This window comes from Nonomuraea roseola, assembly GCF_039535395.1.
GTDB classification, from domain to species: Bacteria; Actinomycetota; Actinomycetes; order Streptosporangiales; family Streptosporangiaceae; genus Nonomuraea; species Nonomuraea roseola.
Genome location: NZ_BAAAXC010000013.1, coordinates 228,117 through 244,104 on the forward strand (window position 1 = coordinate 228,117; position 15,988 = coordinate 244,104).

Here is a 15,988-nt window from a genome sequence, read left to right on the forward strand (position 1 = left end):
TTTTATGACTCCTTCGAGAGCGAGACGAGGACGTCGTCGCCGTCGATCTTCACTCGGTAAACGTTCACGGGCTTGGTGGCGGGCGGACCCGTCGGCTTGCCTGAGCGCACGTCGAAACACGATCCGTGCAGCCAGCACTCGAGGGTCCCGTCGTAGACCTCGCCCTCGCTCAGCTTCACCTCGGCATGGGAGCAGACGTCGTGCAGGGCGAAGACCTCTTCGCCCTTGCGGACCAGCGCCACCGGGGTCTCCCCCACCTCGACGCCGATGACGCCCTCGTCGGGGATGTCGCTGACCTTGCAGACCTTCTCGTAGCTCACTTCTCGAGCTCCGCCTCGATCTTGGCGAGCACCCGCTCACGCAGCTCGGGTACGGAGATCTTCTCCACCAGCTGGCCGAGGAAGCCCCTGATGACCAGACGGCGGGCCTGGTCGGCGGGGATGCCGCGGGCCTGGAGGTAGAACAGGTGCTCGTCGTCGAGCCTGCCCGACGTCGAGGCGTGACCCGCTCCGGCGACCTCGCCGGTGAGGATCTCGAGGTTGGGCACCGAGTCGGCGCGGGCGCCGTCGGTCAGGATCAGGTTGCGGTTGAGCTCATAGGTGTCGGTGCCCTCGGCCTCGACCCTGATGATCACGTCGCCGATCCACACCGCGTGGGCGTCCTGGCCCTGCAGCGCGCCGCGGTAGTCGACGTGGCTCTTGCAGTTGGGCGTGGAGTGGTCGACCAGCAGGCGGTGCTCGAGGTGCTGGCCCGCGTCGACGAAGTAGACGCCGGCCAGGTCGGCGTCGCCGCCCTGGCCCGTGTAGGAGACGCTGGGCGAGAGCCGTACGAGGTCGCCGCCGAGGGTCACCACGAAGCTGCGGAAGGTCGCGTCCTTGGCCAGCTGGGCGTGGTGCTGGGAGACGTGCACGGCGTCGTCGGCCCAGTCCTGCAGGCTGACGACCTTCAGCGTGGCGCCGTCGCCCACGACGAACTCGACGTTGTCGGCGTAGACGGCGCTGCCCTGGTGGTCGAGGACGACCACGGCCTCGGCCATCGGCTCGACCTTGACCACGATGTGGCCGTAGGCGACGCCGGTGGTGCCGCCGCCGCGCAGCTCGATCTGGATCGGCTCGGCCGGAACGGCCTCCTTGGGCACGGTCACGACCAGCGCCTTCTCGAAGGCGTTGTAGGCCTGCGCGCTGACCCTGTCGGTCGGCGCGTAGGCCTGGCCGACCCTGGCGTCGTCGCGGCCCACCCACTCGGCGGTGACGCCGGCGGGGGTGTATGCCTGCGTGACGACCTGGCCGGTCACCTCGGCGGTGCCGTCGTGCAGGCCCTTCAGCCGTGAGAGCGGCGTGAAGCGCCACTTCTCCTCGCGCCCGGTCGGCACGGAGAAGTCGTCGAGGTTGTAGGACGACTTCTCGTGCAGGGTCGACAGGGGCTTCTCGTTCAGGCCCATCAGCCGACGGCTCCTTCCATCTGCAGCTCGATCAGGCGGTTCAGCTCGAGGGCGTACTCCATGGGCAGCTCGCGCGCGATCGGCTCGACGAAGCCGCGCACGATCATCGCCATCGCCTCGTCCTCCTCGAGCCCGCGGCTCATGAGGTAGAACAGCTGGTCCTCGCTGACCTTGGAGACCGTGGCCTCGTGCCCCATCGAGACGTCGTCCTCACGGACGTCGACGTAGGGGTAGGTGTCGGAGCGGCTGATCTGGTCGACCAGCAGCGCGTCGCACTTGACCGTGGAGGCGGAGCCGTGGGCGCCCTCCTCGATCTGGACCAGGCCGCGGTAGGAGGTGCGGCCGCCGCCGCGCGCCACCGACTTGGAGATCACGCTGGAGGAGGTGTTGGGCGCCAGGTGGACCATCTTGGACCCGGCGTCCTGGTGCTGGCCCTCGCCCGCGAAGGCGACGCTCAGCGTCTCACCCTTGGCGTGCTCGCCCATCAGGTAGACGGCCGGGTACTTCATCGTCACCTTGGAGCCGATGTTGCCGTCGATCCACTCCATGGTCGCGCCCTCGTAGGCGACGGCGCGCTTGGTGACCAGGTTGTAGACGTTGTTCGACCAGTTCTGGATGGTCGTGTAACGGCAGCGGGCGCCCTTCTTCACGACGATCTCGACGACCGCGGAGTGCAGCGAGTCGCTGGAGTAGATCGGCGCGGTGCAACCCTCGACGTAGTGGACGTAGGAGTTCTCGTCCACGATGATCAGGGTCCGCTCGAACTGGCCCATGTTCTCGGTGTTGATCCGGAAATAGGCCTGCAGCGGGATGTCGATGTGGGTGTTCGGCGGCACGTAGATGAACGAGCCACCGGACCAGGTCGCGGTGTTGAGCGCGGCGAACTTGTTGTCGCCCACCGGGATGACCGAGCCGAAGTACTCCTTGAAGAGCTCCTCGTGCTCGCGCAGGCCCGTGTCCGTGTCGACGAAGATGACGCCCTTCTCCTCCAGGTCCTCACGGATCTGGTGGTAGACGACCTCGGACTCGTACTGGGCCGCGACACCGGCGATGAGGCGCTGCTTCTCCGCCTCGGGGATGCCGAGCTTGTCGTAGGTGTTCTTGATGTCGGCGGGCAGCTCGTCCCAGGAAGCGGCCTGCTTCTCGGTGGAGCGCACGAAGTACTTGATGTTGTCGAAGTCGATGCCGGTGAGGTCGGAGCCCCACGTGGGAAGCGGCTTCTTGCCGAACAGCCGGAGGCCCTTCAGGCGAAGGTCGAGCATCCACTCCGGCTCGTTCTTGAGCGCGGAGATGTTGCGGACGACCTCCTCGGACAGGCCACGCTTGGCCGCGGCGCCCGCGGCGTCCGAGTCGGCCCAGCCGAACTTGTAATTCCCGAGGCCTTCCAGCTCCGGGCGGTCGGTGACAGTCACCTTCCGGTCTCCTTGCTCTCTTTAATCCGAACGGGGCTCACGTGGGTGGTGCAGACCCCGTCGCCGTGTGCGATGGTGGCCAAGCGCTGCACCGGGGTGCCGAGCAACTTCGCGAACGCCTCAGTCTCGGCCTCACACAGCTGCGGGAACTCCGCGGCCGCGTGCGCCACCGGGCAGTGGTGCTGGCAGAGCTGGTCGCCGCCAGACTTGGCCTTGGTGGCCGAGGCGGCGTAACCGTCCGCCGACAGCGCCTGGGCCAGCACCTGAACGCGCTGGTCTTCCGGCACTGTCCGCATGACCGGCTCAAGCCGCTGCAGCAGGCCTTCGACCTGCGAGCGGGCGAACTCGGTCACTGCTTCCTCGCCCATGCGCTCGGCCAGGAAGCGCAGCGCGCTGCCGGCGAGATCGTCATAGGCGTGCTCGAAAGCACTGCGCCCCGCGTCGGTGATGGCGAACAGCTTGGCCGGTCGCCCTCTTCCGCGCTGTCCGCGCGGGCGCACGGTGCGGGGCTCGATCATCCCGTCGGCCAGCAACGCGTCGAGATGACGGCGGACGGCGGCGGGCGTGAGCCCGAGCCGCTCGCCGAGCCCGACGGCCGTGACGGGACCGTGTTCCAGGATCAGCCGAGCGACGCGCGCACGTGTGCTGCGCTCGCTTCCCGGCTCGATCGAGGAGGTCACGTTTTTCACAACATCAGTGTGCCGTAATTCCTTCCCTCATCTCAAATGAATGGGGAATGCAATTTCTCACGCAGGTAAGCCTTACCTAACCTGCGAAAACACGCCCGCGGCCGAGAAGGACGAAAACCAGGAGGGAGCCGATGATGAGCGCCAGCATGACCACGGCCATCGGCACCGCCGTCCCCGAGCCCGCCAGACCCACCAGAGGGGCGGCCACCGCGCCGAACGCGAACTGCAGCACGCCGAGCAGCGCGGAGGCGCTGCCCGCGATCTGCTGGGGCTGACCGGCCAGCGCCAGCGCGCCGGTTCCCGGCAGCACGAGGCCCGCGCCGCACATGATGACGAACAGCGCGGCCACCACGCCGGCCAGGCCGAGGTCCATGGAGGCGGCCAGCACCAGCAGCGCGCCGCCCGCCAGGCTGACCAACAGGCCGACCAGCACCAGGCGGGCGGGGTGCACCCGGCCCGCGAGCCTGCCGCCGACCTGGGCCATGACGGTCAGGCCGAAGGCGTTGAGGCCGAAGACGAGCGAGAACTGCTGCGGCGTGGCGCCGTACACCTCCTGCAGCACGAAGGGCGAGCCCGAGATGTAGGCGAACATGCCGGCGAAGGCCAGGCCGGCGGCCAGGGAGCAGGCCATGAACGAGCGGTCGCGCAGCAGCCGCCAGAACGTGGCGGCGGTCTGCCTGAGCCCGCCGCCCTCCCTGTCCTCGGCCGGCAGCGTCTCCCTCACGCCCGGCAGTACGGCCAGCAGCAGCACCACCCCGGCCAGGCTGAGCGCCACGAAGATGCCGCGCCAGGAGGTGAAGGAGAGCAGCTGGGCGCCCGCGATCGGGGCGAGGATCGGGGCGAGTCCGCTGACCAGCATGAGGGTGGCGAAGATACGGGCGATGGCGGCGCCGTCGTAGAGGTCGCGCACGACGGCGCGGACGATCACCAGCGCGGCGCCGCCCATGACGCCCTGCGCCAGACGCAGCACGATCAGCGCGGTCACCGAGGGGGCGAAGGCGCACAGCAGGGAGGCCAGCGTGTATCCGGCGACGCCGACGATCAGCGGGATCCTGCGCCCGTGGACGTCGCTCAGCGGTCCCGCCAGGACCTGTCCGACGCTGACCCCGATGAGACAGGCCGTCAGCGTGAGCTGGACCTGCGCGGGCGCCGACAGCATCTCGGTGGTGATGGCGGGCAGCGCGGGAAGGTACATGTCGATCGAGAGCGGGCCGATGGCCGACAGCGCTCCCAGGATCAGCAACAGCAGTCCGCGGCGGTTCCCCCTGGCAACAGGTGTGGCTTCTGCCACGGACATGCGTGAACCCCTCTCCCTCGTAGGCCGTGGCCCACGAGGGCCGAGGGATCAAACCTCCATCTGGTCCGCCGAATTCCCGAATTTCGGGTGATTTATCACGCCGTTTCGGTGAGCTGGATGAGGGACAGCGCCGCGCCCTGCGGATCGAGGATCATGCCGAACCTGCCGGGCGGGGAGTCCATCGACTCGATCAGGATCGTCGCGCCCAGCGACTGCGCCTTGGCCATGGTCGCGTCGAGGTCGGCGACCGCGAAGTAGGTCGCCCAGTGCGAGGGGGTGCCCTCGGGGTAGTTGGGCGACATCTCGATCATCCCGGCGATGCTCTTGTCGCCGGCCAGCCACTCGGTGTAGGTCATGCCGTCCATCTCGGTCGGCTTGGGGGTCCAGCCGAAGACGGTGGTGTAGAAGCGCGCGGCCGCCTGCGGGTCGCGGGTGACCAGCTCGTTCCAGCAGAACGAGCCCGGCTCGTTGACCAGCTCGGCGCCCTGGTGGTTGCCCGCCTGCCAGACGGAGAAGAAGGAGCCGTCGCCGCCCTGGAAGACGGCCATCGTGCCCTCGTCGAAGACCCGCATCGGCTCAATGACCACGCTTCCTCCCGCGTTCTTCACGCGGTCGGCGGTGGCGGCGGCGTCGTCGGTGGCGACGTAGACGTTCCAGACGGGAGGCATCCCCTCCCCCATGATCGGTCCGACGCCCGCGACCTTCTTGCCGTTGTGGACGAACTGCCCGTAGCCGCCGGCGGCCGGATCGTCGGCCATCTCGGCTCTCCAGCCGAAGATCTCACCATAGAAGGTGACCGACGCCTGGACGTCAGGGCTCGACAGGTCGACCCAGCACGGGACGCCCGCCTCGTAACTACTACGTACCGACATGGCACTACCTCCTGTCGCCTCACACACAATCACGCGACGAAGGTCACATCAGTTGACTTGGCGAGCTCTTTGGTGATTTCTCGGCAACGAAAGCGCTCCTGGCCGCCTGCCGCGCTGACCGCGCCATGGGGTCCCTAAACTCGTGGCCATGAGCTCCCCTGCCGTCGAGGTCATCGAACTGGTCAAACGCTACGGCGGCACCACCGCCGTCGACGGGCTGACCCTTGCCGCCGAGCGCGGAGCGGTCACCGCCATCCTCGGCCCCAACGGCGCGGGCAAGACCTCCACCATCGAGATCTGCGAGGGCTTCCGCAAGGCCGACGGCGGCACGGTGCGGGTGCTGGGCGCCGATCCCGGCGACTCCTCACTGCGGGCGAGGGTGGGCGTGATGCCGCAGGCGGGAGGGGTTCCCCCGGCGATGAGGTGCGCGGAGTGGCTGCGGCTGATGTCGCGCTTCCACGCCCGCCCCCTCGACCCGGCCGTCCTGCTGGCGCGGCTGGGGCTGACCGAGCACGCCCGCACGCCGTACCGGCGGATGTCGGGCGGCCAGCAGCAGCGGCTCTCGCTGGCGGGGGCCGTCATCGGCCGTCCCGAGCTGGTCTTCCTCGACGAGCCGACGGCGGGCCTCGACCCCCAGGCCAGGCGGGCCTGCTGGGAGCTGGTCACCGACCTGCGCGCGGCGGGCGTGGCCGTGGTGCTGACCACCCACTACATGGACGAGGCCGAGCGGCTGGCCGACCACGTCGTCATCATCGACAGGGGCAGGGTCGTGGCCGAGGGCAGCCCCGCCACCCTCACCGGCGCCGAGCGGCAGCTGCGCTTCCGCGCCAGGCCGGGCCTCGCCCTGGAGGAGCTGCTCAGCGCGCTTCCCGCGGGCTCGGCCGCCAAGGAGTCGCCGGCGGGCCACTACATCATCGAGGGCCACGTGGGGCCCGAGCTGCTGGCCACCGTGACCGCCTGGTGCGCCTCCGAGGGCGTCACCGCCGACGACCTGTCCATCGAGCGCCGCACGCTGGAGGACGTCTTCCTCGAACTGACCGGCAGGGAGCTGCGATGACCACCCTCGACCTGACCCCGGCCCCGCAGGCCGCGCCGTTCCCCCGCATGGTGCTGGCGCAGGCGGGGGCCGAGGCGCGGGCGATCCTGCGCAACGGCGAGCAGCTGATGCTCACGCTGATCATCCCGGTGCTGCTGCTGGTCGGCTTCTCGCTGGCTCCGCTGGTCGACGTCGGCGAGGGGCCGAGGGTGGACTTCCTCGCTCCCGGCGTGCTGGCGCTGGCGGTCATGTCGACCGCCTTCACGGGGCAGGCGATCGCCACGGGCTTCGAGCGGCGCTACGGCGTGCTGAAGCGCCTGGGCGCCACCCCTCTGTCCAGGACGGGGCTGCTGCTGGCCAAGACCCTCGCCGTCATCGGGGTGGAGCTGTTGCAGGCCGTGGTCATCGTGGCGGTGGCGCTGGCGCTGGGCTGGCAGCCGCGCGGCTCCATGGCCGCCGCCGTCCTGCTGGTGCTGCTCGGCACCGCCGCCTTCAGCGGGCTCGGGCTGCTGATGGCGGGTGTGCTGCGCGCGGAGGCGACTCTGGCCGCGGCCAACCTGGTCTACCTGGTGCTGCTGGGGTGCGGAGGGGTGATCTTCCCGCTGACGGCCTTCCCCGACGGCGTGGAGCCGACGCTCGCGCTGCTGCCGATCTCGGCGCTGACCGGTGGGCTGAGAGCGGTGCTGGCCGACGGCGCGGCGCTGCCGCTGGGCGCGGTGGCGGTGCTGGTGGCGTGGGCGGCGCTCACGCTCGGCCTCGCGTCGCGGACCTTCCGCTGGGAGTAGTTCCTCCCGCCACTGTAGCGGCTCCTCCCGCCGTTGTAGGTGGCTCCTCCCGCCGTGGGGAGTGGCTGCGACCGGTGGGAGTGCTGCGACGGGGCCACCTCGCAGGAACGCTGTCGGAGCGGCCGAGTAAGCTCGGCACCTTCTGTACCACTTCCTCCCGAGGAGTCCCGTGACCGCCTTCGCCCTCGACGGGCCAGCAGATCGTCTCAAGGCAGCGCTGCCCCGTACGGGCGGCCTGCTGCGCAGCGCCGCCGACTCCGTGCCTCCTTCGGGCCTCGTGCTGCTCGCGATCTTCTCGGTGCAGCTGGGCGCGGGGTTCGCCAAGGAGCTGTTCACTGCGTTGCCGCCGTCGGCCGTGGTATTCCTGCGGATCGCGGCGAGCGCGCTGATCCTCGGCGCGGTGTCGCGGCCCAAGCTCAGGGGACTGGCCTGGCGCGACTGGGCCGTCGGGCTCGGCTTCGGCCTCATCCTCGCCGTCATGAACCTGTCCTTCTACGAGGCGCTCGCCAGGTTGCCCATCGGCATCGCGGTGGCGATCGAGTTCCTCGGGCCGCTCGGAGTGGCGATCGCGGCCTCCCGCCGCAGGGTCGACCTGCTGTGGGTGGCCCTCGCGGGCGCGGGCATCGCGCTCATCGCGCCGTGGAGCGAGTCGGCGGCGGTGAGCTGGCTCGGCATCGGGTTCGCGCTGGTGGCCGGGGCCTGCTGGGCGGGCTACATCCTGCTGTCGGCCGCCGCGGGGCAGCGCTTCCCCGGCACGACGGGGCTGTCGTTCGCGATGATGGTGTCGGTGGTGGTCGTCGCGCCCGTGGGCATCACCACGGGCGGCGCCGACCTGCTGCAGCCCTGGGTGATCCTGATCGGGCTCGGCGTGGGGCTGCTGTCGTCGGTGATCCCCTACTCGCTGGAGCTGCAGGCGCTGCGCCGGATGCCCAAGCACGTGTTCGGCATCCTGATGAGCCTGGAGCCCGCGGTGGCCGCGCTGATCGGCCTGGTGCTGCTCGGCGAGTTCCTGCACGTCCAGCAGTGGGCGGCCATCATCTGCATCGTCGCGGCCAGCCTGGGCGCGACGCGCTCCTCCTAGCCGCTACTCGGCCCAGATGTCGCGCACGTGGTGGATGTGCTCGCCCATGATGCGCTCGGCCGCGCTCCTGTCGCCCGCCTTGAGCGCGTCGAGCAGTTCGAGGTGCTCGCGCGCCGAGTCGGTCAGCGTGCCGCGCTCCGACAGCTGCGACAGGCCGTACAGCCTCGCCCTGTTGCGCAGGTCGCGCACCACCTCCACCAGGTGGGCGTTGCCCGACAACGCCAGCAGCTCGACGTGGAAGCGCAGGTCGGCGTCGACGTAGGCGAGCAGGTCGGCGCGTTCCGCGGCGTCGACGATCTCCTGGGCGACGGGCCTCAGGAGCTCGAACTCCTCCGCGCGTGAGGAGTCGGCGAGCCTGGCGATGGTCGGCACCTCGATGAGCTGGCGGATCTCGGTCAGCTCGTCGAGGTCGCGGTCGGACAGCTCGGTGACTCTGAACCCCTTGTTGCGCACCGCCTCGACCAGGCCCTCCTTGGCCAGGTCGAGCATGGCCTCGCGGACAGGGGTGGCCGAGACGCCGAACTGGGCGGCCAGCACGGGGGCCGAGTAGACCACGCCGGGCCGCATCTCGCCCGTGACGAGCGCGGCGCGCAGTGCGTGTGCGACCTGCTCGCGCAGGCTCTGCCGCTCGCCCACGACCGGAAGGTCGAGCCGATCGTCCGCAGCCATCCCGGCTTCCCTACTTTCGTCCGTCTACGGTGCCGGGCCCGCTCACGGGGCCCTCCTGTCGGGTCCACGCCTCGTAGGCGGCCGCCGCCACCACGAGGTCCTCCCACGCCATGCCGACGCTCTTGAAGACCCGCGGCCCCTCACCGAGGGTGACGCGGCCGGTGACCAGGTCGGCCAGGTTGCCGGCGAGATGACCACTGGTGATCGTACCGCCGCGCAGGGGAATGACCACATCCCCCGCCTCGGACAATGCCGTCCCGCGGGCCTCCACGACGACGGTGGCGCGGCTGACGAGATCGTCATCGATCTCCCTGGCGTCGGGCTCGTGCGATCCGACGGCGACGACGGTGGCGCTGTCGCGGGTGAGCCTACCGGGGAAGAGGGGGGTTCTGGAGGTGGTACAGCAGGCGATCAGGTCCGCTTCCCCGACGGCCGAGGCGACCAGGTCGCCGAGGCCACGGGAGGCGGCGCCGGGGGACGCCGGATCCGGGTGCAGCGCCTCGGCCGCCAGGCCCAGCGCGCGGCAGCGGTCCGCGAAGGCGGCGGTCCTTCCGGGGTCACGCCCCACCACGGTGACCCGCTCCAGCGGGCGGACCTCGCGCAGGGCCAGGACGTGCCCCCACGCCTGCGGTCCCGTGCCGAACACCAGCAGCCGCGAGGCGGCCGGGAGCGCGAGGTGCCTGACGGCCAGGGCGGACAGCGCGGGGGTGCGCAGCGAGGTGAGGGCCAGGCCGTCCATGACGGCGAGCGGCGCCAGGCTGTCGCCGTCGAACAGCAGATAGGCGCCCTGGATGCGGGGCAGCCCCCGAGCCGGGTTGCCCGGGGCGACGCTGACCACCTTGACGCCCGCGTAACGTCCGGCGGCCGCGGGCATGAGCAGGAACTCCCCCTGCCCCGCGGGCGCGGCCGTGCGGGCCTGGGCCTGCTCGGGGTCGAAGCCCGAGGCCAGCGTCTCCTCCAGGACCGCGACGGCGCGTGACACCGGCACCAGCCCTTCCAGGCCCCCGATGTACGGCAGGCCGCTCACGACGCGGTCCGCGCGGCGGCCGGAAGGAGGGGGCCGGTCGAGACCAGAGGCGCGGATCCGGCCCCGACCGACATGCTCGCGAGGCGGCTCATCGCAGCGTGAACCCCGTCCCGATCGGATCGTGTGGGTCGAGTTCGAAGCTGTGGCGCCCCGTACGGTAGGCCATGCCCTCGATCTCGGGAATCACGCCTTCCGCCGTGGTCTCGGCCACCCAGGCCTTGAACGAGGAGCCCACGATGCTGTCGTGGGTGAGCGTGAACCCCTCGGGCAGCTCGTCGGCCAGCAGCGCCAGCCGCGCGGCCGTCCCCGAGCCGCACGGCGACCTGTCCACCTCGCCGTCGGCGAAGACGGTCACGTTGCGCTGGTGTGCGGGCCCGAGCGCGTCATAGAAGATCACTCCGTAGATCCCTGACAGGCGCTCGTCGGTGGGATGCCGCGCGGCCGGATGGCCTGCCAGCGCCGCCTTGATCCGCCGTCCGTGCTCGATCAGCGCGGTGAGGTGCTCGGGCCGTACCGACAGTCCGAGGGAGGCTGCGGGCAGCGAGGCGTAGATGGCCCCGCCGTACGACACGTCGACCTCGCTCCCGCCGGCGGGCACCGAGCGGGCGAGCACGTAGGAGGGGACGTTCCTGAAGGTGACCGAGATGATCCGGCCGCCCTTCATGAGCACCCTCGCGGTCACCCTGCCGGAGGGGACGTCGATCACCACGTCCGTGACGCCGTCGGGGTCGGCCTCGACCAGCCCCTCGCGCACGGCGTGGACGCCGAGCGCGATCGTGCCGTGCCCGCAGGCGGTGGAGTAGCCGTCCTTGTGCCAGAACAGCACGCCCAGGTCGGCTCCCTCGTCGTCGGGAGGGACGAGGAAGCAGCCGTACATGTCGGCGTGCCCGCGCGGCTCGTGGCACAGCAGCCGCCGCACGCGGTCGATCTCCTCGCTGCCCGCGGCCGTGCTCCTGCGCTCCAGGACGGAGGCGCCCCCGATCTCGGGGGCCCCGCCGACCACGACCCTGAACGGCTCTCCGCCGGTGTGGTAGTCGATCGTCTGGATCATGATCCTCCCAGGTAGGCCTCGACGACCCGGGGGTCGGAGCGGAGATCCTCGCCCGTCCCCGACAGGGTGCCGACCCCGTTCTCCAGGACGTATCCCCTGTGGGCGATCTTCAGCGCCGCCGAGGCGTTCTGCTCGACCAGCAGCACCGCGGTGCCCGAGGAGTTGATGTCCGCGATGAGCTCCATGACCTGGGCGACGACGAGCGGCGCCAGGCCCATGGAGGGCTCGTCGAGCAGCAGCAGGCGGGGGCCCGTGACCAGCGCGCGGCCGATGGCGAGCATCTGCTGCTCACCGCCCGACAGCGTGCCGCCCTGCTGGGCTCGGCGCTCGGCCAGGCGGGGCAGCAGGCCGTACACGTGGTCGATGCGGCGCCTGATCTCCGCCTGGTCGCGCACGAGGTAGCCGCCGAGCTGGAGGTTGTCGTGCACGGTCAGCGTGCTGAAGATCCGGCGGCCCTCGGGGCAGTGGACGAGCCCGCGGCTGGTGATCTTGTGCGCGGCCAGGCCGGTGATGTCCTCGCCCTCGAAGAGGACCTTGCCGCCGCTGGGCCGCACCAGGCCCGAGGTCGCCGACATGGTGGTCGTCTTGCCCGCGCCGTTGTTGCCGAGCAGGGCGACGATCTCGCCCTGGCCGACGGTCAGCGACAGGCCGCGCAGCGCGTGCACGCCGTCGTAGTGGACGTCGAGGCCGCTGATCTCAAGCATGGGCGTCGCTCCCCAGGTAGGCCTCGATGACGGCAGGGTCGCGGCGCACCTCTTCTGGGCGGCCGTCGGCGATCTCCTTGCCGAAGTTGAGAACCACGATGCGTTCGGAGACCTGCATGACCAGCCCCATGTCGTGCTCGATCAGCACGATCGCGATGCCGAGTTCGCGGATGCGCCTGATCAGGTCGAGCATCTCGGCCTTCTCGGTGTGGTTGAGTCCCGCGGCGGGCTCGTCGAGCAGCAGCAGGCGCGGCTTGCGGGCCAGCGCGCGGGCGATCTCGACGCGGCGCTGCTCGCCGTAGGGCAGGTTGCGCGCCGCCGAGTAGCGGTCGCCCCGCAGGCCGACGAAGTCGAGCCAGTGGTTGGCCTCGTCGGTGCACTCGCGCTCGGTGCGGCGGTAGCGCGGGGTGTGCAGCAGCGCGTCGAAGACGCTCTGCTTCAGCCACAGGTGGCTGCCCGCGCGGACGTTGTCGAGCACCGACAGCTCGCCGAACAGCCGCAGGTTCTGGAAGGTACGGCTGATGCCGACCCCCGCCACGGCCGAGGGCCGCATGCCCAGCAGTGAGGTGCCTTCGAAGGTGATCGTGCCACCCGTGGGCTTGTAGAAGCCGGTCACGCAGTTGAAGGCGGAGGTCTTGCCCGCGCCGTTCGGGCCGATGACCGAGACGATCTCGGCCTCGTTCACCGAGAAGCTGAGCCCGTCGATGGCCACCAGGCCGCCGAAGGTCAGACGCAGCTCGCTCACCTGGAGGAGTGTCACTTGAGGGCCTCCTTCGAACGGGCGGGCCACAGACCCTGCGGCCGGACGATCATCACGATGATCAGGAGTACGCCGAAGATGAAGAACCGGTAGTCGGCGGCGTCACGCAGCAGTTCGGGCAGCAGGCTGATGATGATGGCGCCGAGCACGACGCCGGGCACCGAGCCCATTCCGCCGAGCACCACGGCCATCAGGACCGTCGCCGAGTACAGGAAGGTGAAGCTGTTGGGCGAGATGGCCGACACCTGGCCGGCGAACAGCACACCCGCCAGCCCGCCCCACACCGCGCCCGCGATGTAGGCGGCCAGTTTGACCCGGTAGGTGTGCACGCCGGTCGCCTCGGCGGCGTCCTCGTCCTCGCGCACGAACCGCATCGCCCGGCCGAGCCGTGACCTGCCCAGGCGAGAGGCGCCGATCACGGCGATCGCGACGATCACCACCGTGACGAAGTACAGGCTCACCGGGCTGTCGGTCAGACCGGGGATGCCGTAGATACCCGAGGGGCCGCCCGTGACGGGCAGGTTGTTGGCGGTGATGCGGATGATCTCGCCGAAGCCCAGCGTGACAATGGCCAGGTAGTCGCTGCGCAGCCGCAGTGTCGGGGCGCCGATGATGACGCCCGCGATGACCGTGACCACGATGACGGCGGGTACGGTGGCGACCAGCGGCAGGTCGAACCGGGTCGCCAGGACGCCACTGGTGTAGGCGCCCACTGCGAAGAAGGCGGCGTACCCCAGGTCGAGCAGGCCGGTGAAGCCGACCACGATGTTCAGGCCCGAGGCCAGCATCACGAAGACGGCAGCCGTGGTCATGATGGACATCGTGTAGTTGCTGGCGTTGACGAAAGGCACGAGCAGCGCGATCAGCAGGCCCACCAGGCCGACCCAGCGGTTGTCGAACAGCTTGGACAGCCTGGTCTGCGGGCGCTGGGCGCCGATCTTGCGAGGGGCCTCGGGGGCTTTGGTCGTCTCGTTCACACCCGCTCCGTCACACGCTCGCCGAGCAGACCCGTCGGTCTCACGGTCAGGAACAGGATCAGCACGCCGAAGGCGAACACGTCCCGCCACTCGCCGCCGAGCCAGTAGGTGCCGAACGACTCCAGCAGGCCCAGCACGAGGCCGCCCAGCATGGTGCCGGGGATGTTGCCGATGCCGCCGATGACGGCCGCGGTGAAGGCCTTCAGCCCGATGAGGAAGCCCATCAGGAAGTCGATCTTCCCGTAGTAGGCGCCGGCCATCACGCCGGCCGCGCCCGCGAGCGCCGAGCCGAGGAAGAAGGTCCTGGAGATCACCGCGTTGACGTCGATGCCCATGAGCGCGCTGGTTCGCGGGTCGAGCGCGATCGCCCGCATGGCCCTGCCCTCACGGGTCCTGGTGACCAGGAGGTTGAGGCCGACCATGAGGACGATGGCCACCCCGATCAGCGCGAGCTGCTGGAGGGTGAGCCTGGCGCCGAGCACCTCGATGGAGGTGCCGCTGAGCCGCACGGGGTAGACCCTGGGGTCGGGGCCCGTGGCGGCGCGCATGCCGTACTCGATGGCGAACGAGGCGCCGACGGCGGTGATCAGCAGTGACAGGCGGGGCGCGCCGCGCAGCGGGCGGTAGGCCACCCGCTCGAGCACCACGCCCGCCAGCCCCGTGCTGACCATGGTCAGCAGCAGGACCGCCATCAGCACGGGCAGCGTCATCGCCGCGGAGACCCCGCCCAGCGTGGACAGGACGGCGAAGCCGCTGAACGCGCCGAGCATGTAGAGGTCGCCGTGGGCGAAGTTGAGCAGCTTGATGATGCCGTAGACCATGCTGTAGCCGAGCGCCACGAGGGCGTAGAACGACCCGACGAACAGGCCGTTCCAGACGAGCTGTGTCATGACAGGGCGTCCTGCAGGGCGAACTTGTCGCCCTTCCACACCAGGATCTGGAAGCCACCGGCCGACAGCGTGTGCTCGGGGGTGAACTTCAGCGGGCCGGAGAACATCGTGAACCCGTCGATCCCCTCGAGCGCGGAGATGACCTTGGCGCCGTCGGTGGAGCCCGCCTTGGTGATCGCCTCAGCGGCCAGCCGCACGGCGTCGTAGGCCTGGTTGGAGTAGGGCCCGGGGGCGGAGCCGAACTTCTTGGTGTAGGAGTCGATCCAGCCCTTGGCGTCGGGCAGGGTGTCGGGGATCGGGGTCATGGTGGCGAAGACGCCCTCGGCCTCGTCGCCGGCGATCTCACCGAGCTTGGGAGAGACCGAGCCGTCGGCGACCATGATCGCGCCCTTGTACCCGGCCTGGCGCAGCTGCCTGATGATCAGGCCGCCCTCCTGGAAGTAGCCCGTCCAGTAGACGAAGTCGGCCTTCTTGTCCAGGACGTTGGCGATGTTGGCGCTGTAGTCGCTCTCCTTGGGCGTGACGGCCTCGGTGATGACCACCTTGTCGCCCAGCAGCGGCTGGGTGCGGACCGCGATGTCCTTGGAGTAGCTGGTGTTGTCGTGCATGAGCGCGACCTTGGTGGCGCCCTGCTTGGTGATCCACTTGGTGGCCGACTCGGCCTGCTGGGTGCCGGTGCCGTTGATCAGGAAGACGTGCTTCAGCTTCTGGTCGACCAGCTCCTGGGAGTTGGCCGCCGGGATGATCATCGGTATGTTCGCCTTGCCGAACACCGGCAGCGTGGGCAGCGTGGCGCCCGAGCAGTAGCCGCCGATGGAGACGTGGACGCCCTCGGTGACCACCTTGTTGGCCGCGGCCACGGCCGTCTGCGCGTCACAGGCGTCGTCGGCGGCCTTGAGCTCGAGCTGGCGGCCGAGGACGCCGCCCTTGGCGTTGATCTCCTCCACCGCGAGCTGGGCGGCGTTGGTCATGTACGGGCCGATGGCGGCCTCGCTGCCGGACTGGGGGACCAGCATGCCGAGACGGATGGGGGCCTTGTCGTCCTGCTGGGCGGCTCCACCGTCGCCGAGCAGACCCTGACCGCATCCCGCCAGCAGCATGGCGGCCGCCACCAGGGAGGCGACTTGCGTTGAGCGCATGTGACTCTCCTCATGTGAGTGATGTGTGACATCACACCGATGTGCCGGTGGCCGGTCAAGCTCCGATATCAGACCGTTAGGGTCCTAACACGCACTTGAACCGTCAAGGGAGGCCCCGGTCAAAACCGTGACCTCCCCGATATTTCGGACAGCCCGAA

General features: G+C 70.1%; 17 protein-coding genes. 3 read left to right on the forward strand and 14 right to left on the reverse strand.

Annotated features, from left to right (window positions below; genetic code table 11):
• Positions 1 to 2 precede the first annotated feature (2 nt).
• The 6 genes from ABFX55_RS17740 to ABFX55_RS17765 all read right to left on the reverse strand — a co-directional run bounded on the left by ABFX55_RS17740 (position 3) and on the right by ABFX55_RS17765 (position 5,711).
• Complete coding sequence (locus ABFX55_RS17740) at positions 3 to 320, reverse strand: non-heme iron oxygenase ferredoxin subunit (RefSeq protein ID WP_183661906.1); 318 nt, start codon at positions 318 to 320, stop codon at positions 3 to 5.
• Complete coding sequence (sufD, locus tag ABFX55_RS17745; RefSeq protein ID WP_346122372.1) at positions 317 to 1,441, reverse strand: Fe-S cluster assembly protein SufD; 1,125 nt, start codon at positions 1,439 to 1,441, stop codon at positions 317 to 319. The genes ABFX55_RS17740 and sufD overlap by 4 nt, the downstream gene beginning before the upstream one ends.
• Positions 1,441 to 2,853 carry a Fe-S cluster assembly protein SufB gene (sufB, locus tag ABFX55_RS17750; protein WP_183661909.1) on the reverse strand — a complete coding sequence of 471 codons (1,413 nt, stop codon included), beginning with the start codon at positions 2,851 to 2,853 and terminating at the stop codon, positions 1,441 to 1,443. The genes sufD and sufB overlap by 1 nt, the downstream gene beginning before the upstream one ends.
• Positions 2,850 to 3,542, reverse strand: coding sequence for a helix-turn-helix transcriptional regulator (locus ABFX55_RS17755; protein ID WP_346122374.1), 693 nt, complete (start codon positions 3,540 to 3,542; stop codon positions 2,850 to 2,852). The genes sufB and ABFX55_RS17755 overlap by 4 nt, the downstream gene beginning before the upstream one ends.
• Before the next feature lie 76 nt (positions 3,543 to 3,618).
• Positions 3,619 to 4,839, reverse strand: a complete 1,221-nt coding sequence (locus tag ABFX55_RS17760; RefSeq protein WP_346122375.1) for a multidrug effflux MFS transporter — start codon at positions 4,837 to 4,839, stop codon at positions 3,619 to 3,621.
• A gap of 95 nt (positions 4,840 to 4,934) precedes the next feature.
• A complete protein-coding gene (locus ABFX55_RS17765; RefSeq protein WP_346122377.1) occupies positions 4,935 to 5,711 on the reverse strand; it encodes a VOC family protein in 777 nt (258 codons plus the stop codon).
• A 148-nt stretch (positions 5,712 to 5,859) separates the two neighbouring features.
• On the opposite strand from ABFX55_RS17765, the gene ABFX55_RS17770 reads away from it, so the two are divergent.
• The 3 genes from ABFX55_RS17770 to ABFX55_RS17780 all read left to right on the forward strand — a co-directional run bounded on the left by ABFX55_RS17770 (position 5,860) and on the right by ABFX55_RS17780 (position 8,613).
• A complete protein-coding gene (locus ABFX55_RS17770) occupies positions 5,860 to 6,768 on the forward strand; it encodes an ABC transporter ATP-binding protein (RefSeq protein ID WP_346122379.1) in 909 nt (302 codons plus the stop codon).
• Complete coding sequence (locus ABFX55_RS17775) at positions 6,765 to 7,532, forward strand: ABC transporter permease (RefSeq protein ID WP_346122381.1); 768 nt, start codon at positions 6,765 to 6,767, stop codon at positions 7,530 to 7,532. Before ABFX55_RS17770 ends, ABFX55_RS17775 begins: the two co-directional genes overlap by 4 nt.
• A 169-nt stretch (positions 7,533 to 7,701) precedes the next feature.
• Positions 7,702 to 8,613, forward strand: coding sequence for an EamA family transporter (locus ABFX55_RS17780; RefSeq protein WP_346122383.1), 912 nt, complete (start codon positions 7,702 to 7,704; stop codon positions 8,611 to 8,613).
• Between the two features lie 3 nt (positions 8,614 to 8,616).
• On the opposite strand, the gene ABFX55_RS17785 is transcribed toward ABFX55_RS17780, so the two are convergent.
• From ABFX55_RS17785 to ABFX55_RS17820, 8 genes are all read right to left on the reverse strand, one after another.
• Positions 8,617 to 9,282, reverse strand: coding sequence for a GntR family transcriptional regulator (locus ABFX55_RS17785; RefSeq protein WP_346122385.1), 666 nt, complete (start codon positions 9,280 to 9,282; stop codon positions 8,617 to 8,619).
• Positions 9,283 to 9,292: 10 nt separating this feature from the next.
• Entirely contained in the window at positions 9,293 to 10,309 is a 1,017-nt protein-coding gene (locus ABFX55_RS17790; RefSeq protein WP_346122387.1) for an ornithine cyclodeaminase family protein, read from the reverse strand.
• Positions 10,310 to 10,397: 88 nt separating this feature from the next.
• Complete coding sequence (locus ABFX55_RS17795) at positions 10,398 to 11,360, reverse strand: proline racemase family protein (protein WP_346122389.1); 963 nt, start codon at positions 11,358 to 11,360, stop codon at positions 10,398 to 10,400.
• Entirely contained in the window at positions 11,357 to 12,064 is a 708-nt protein-coding gene (locus ABFX55_RS17800) for an ABC transporter ATP-binding protein (protein ID WP_346122391.1), read from the reverse strand. Before ABFX55_RS17800 ends, ABFX55_RS17795 begins: the two co-directional genes overlap by 4 nt.
• Positions 12,057 to 12,824 carry an ABC transporter ATP-binding protein gene (locus tag ABFX55_RS17805; RefSeq protein ID WP_346122393.1) on the reverse strand — a complete coding sequence of 256 codons (768 nt, stop codon included), beginning with the start codon at positions 12,822 to 12,824 and terminating at the stop codon, positions 12,057 to 12,059. The genes ABFX55_RS17800 and ABFX55_RS17805 overlap by 8 nt, the downstream gene beginning before the upstream one ends.
• Positions 12,821 to 13,801, reverse strand: coding sequence for a branched-chain amino acid ABC transporter permease (locus tag ABFX55_RS17810; protein ID WP_346122394.1), 981 nt, complete (start codon positions 13,799 to 13,801; stop codon positions 12,821 to 12,823). Before ABFX55_RS17810 ends, ABFX55_RS17805 begins: the two co-directional genes overlap by 4 nt.
• Positions 13,798 to 14,691, reverse strand: coding sequence for a branched-chain amino acid ABC transporter permease (locus ABFX55_RS17815; RefSeq protein ID WP_346122396.1), 894 nt, complete (start codon positions 14,689 to 14,691; stop codon positions 13,798 to 13,800). The genes ABFX55_RS17810 and ABFX55_RS17815 overlap by 4 nt, the downstream gene beginning before the upstream one ends.
• On the reverse strand, positions 14,688 to 15,830 hold the full coding sequence (locus ABFX55_RS17820) for a branched-chain amino acid ABC transporter substrate-binding protein (RefSeq protein WP_346122398.1): 1,143 nt from the start codon (positions 15,828 to 15,830) through the stop codon (positions 14,688 to 14,690). Before ABFX55_RS17820 ends, ABFX55_RS17815 begins: the two co-directional genes overlap by 4 nt.
• Positions 15,831 to 15,988: the final 158 nt, after the last annotated feature.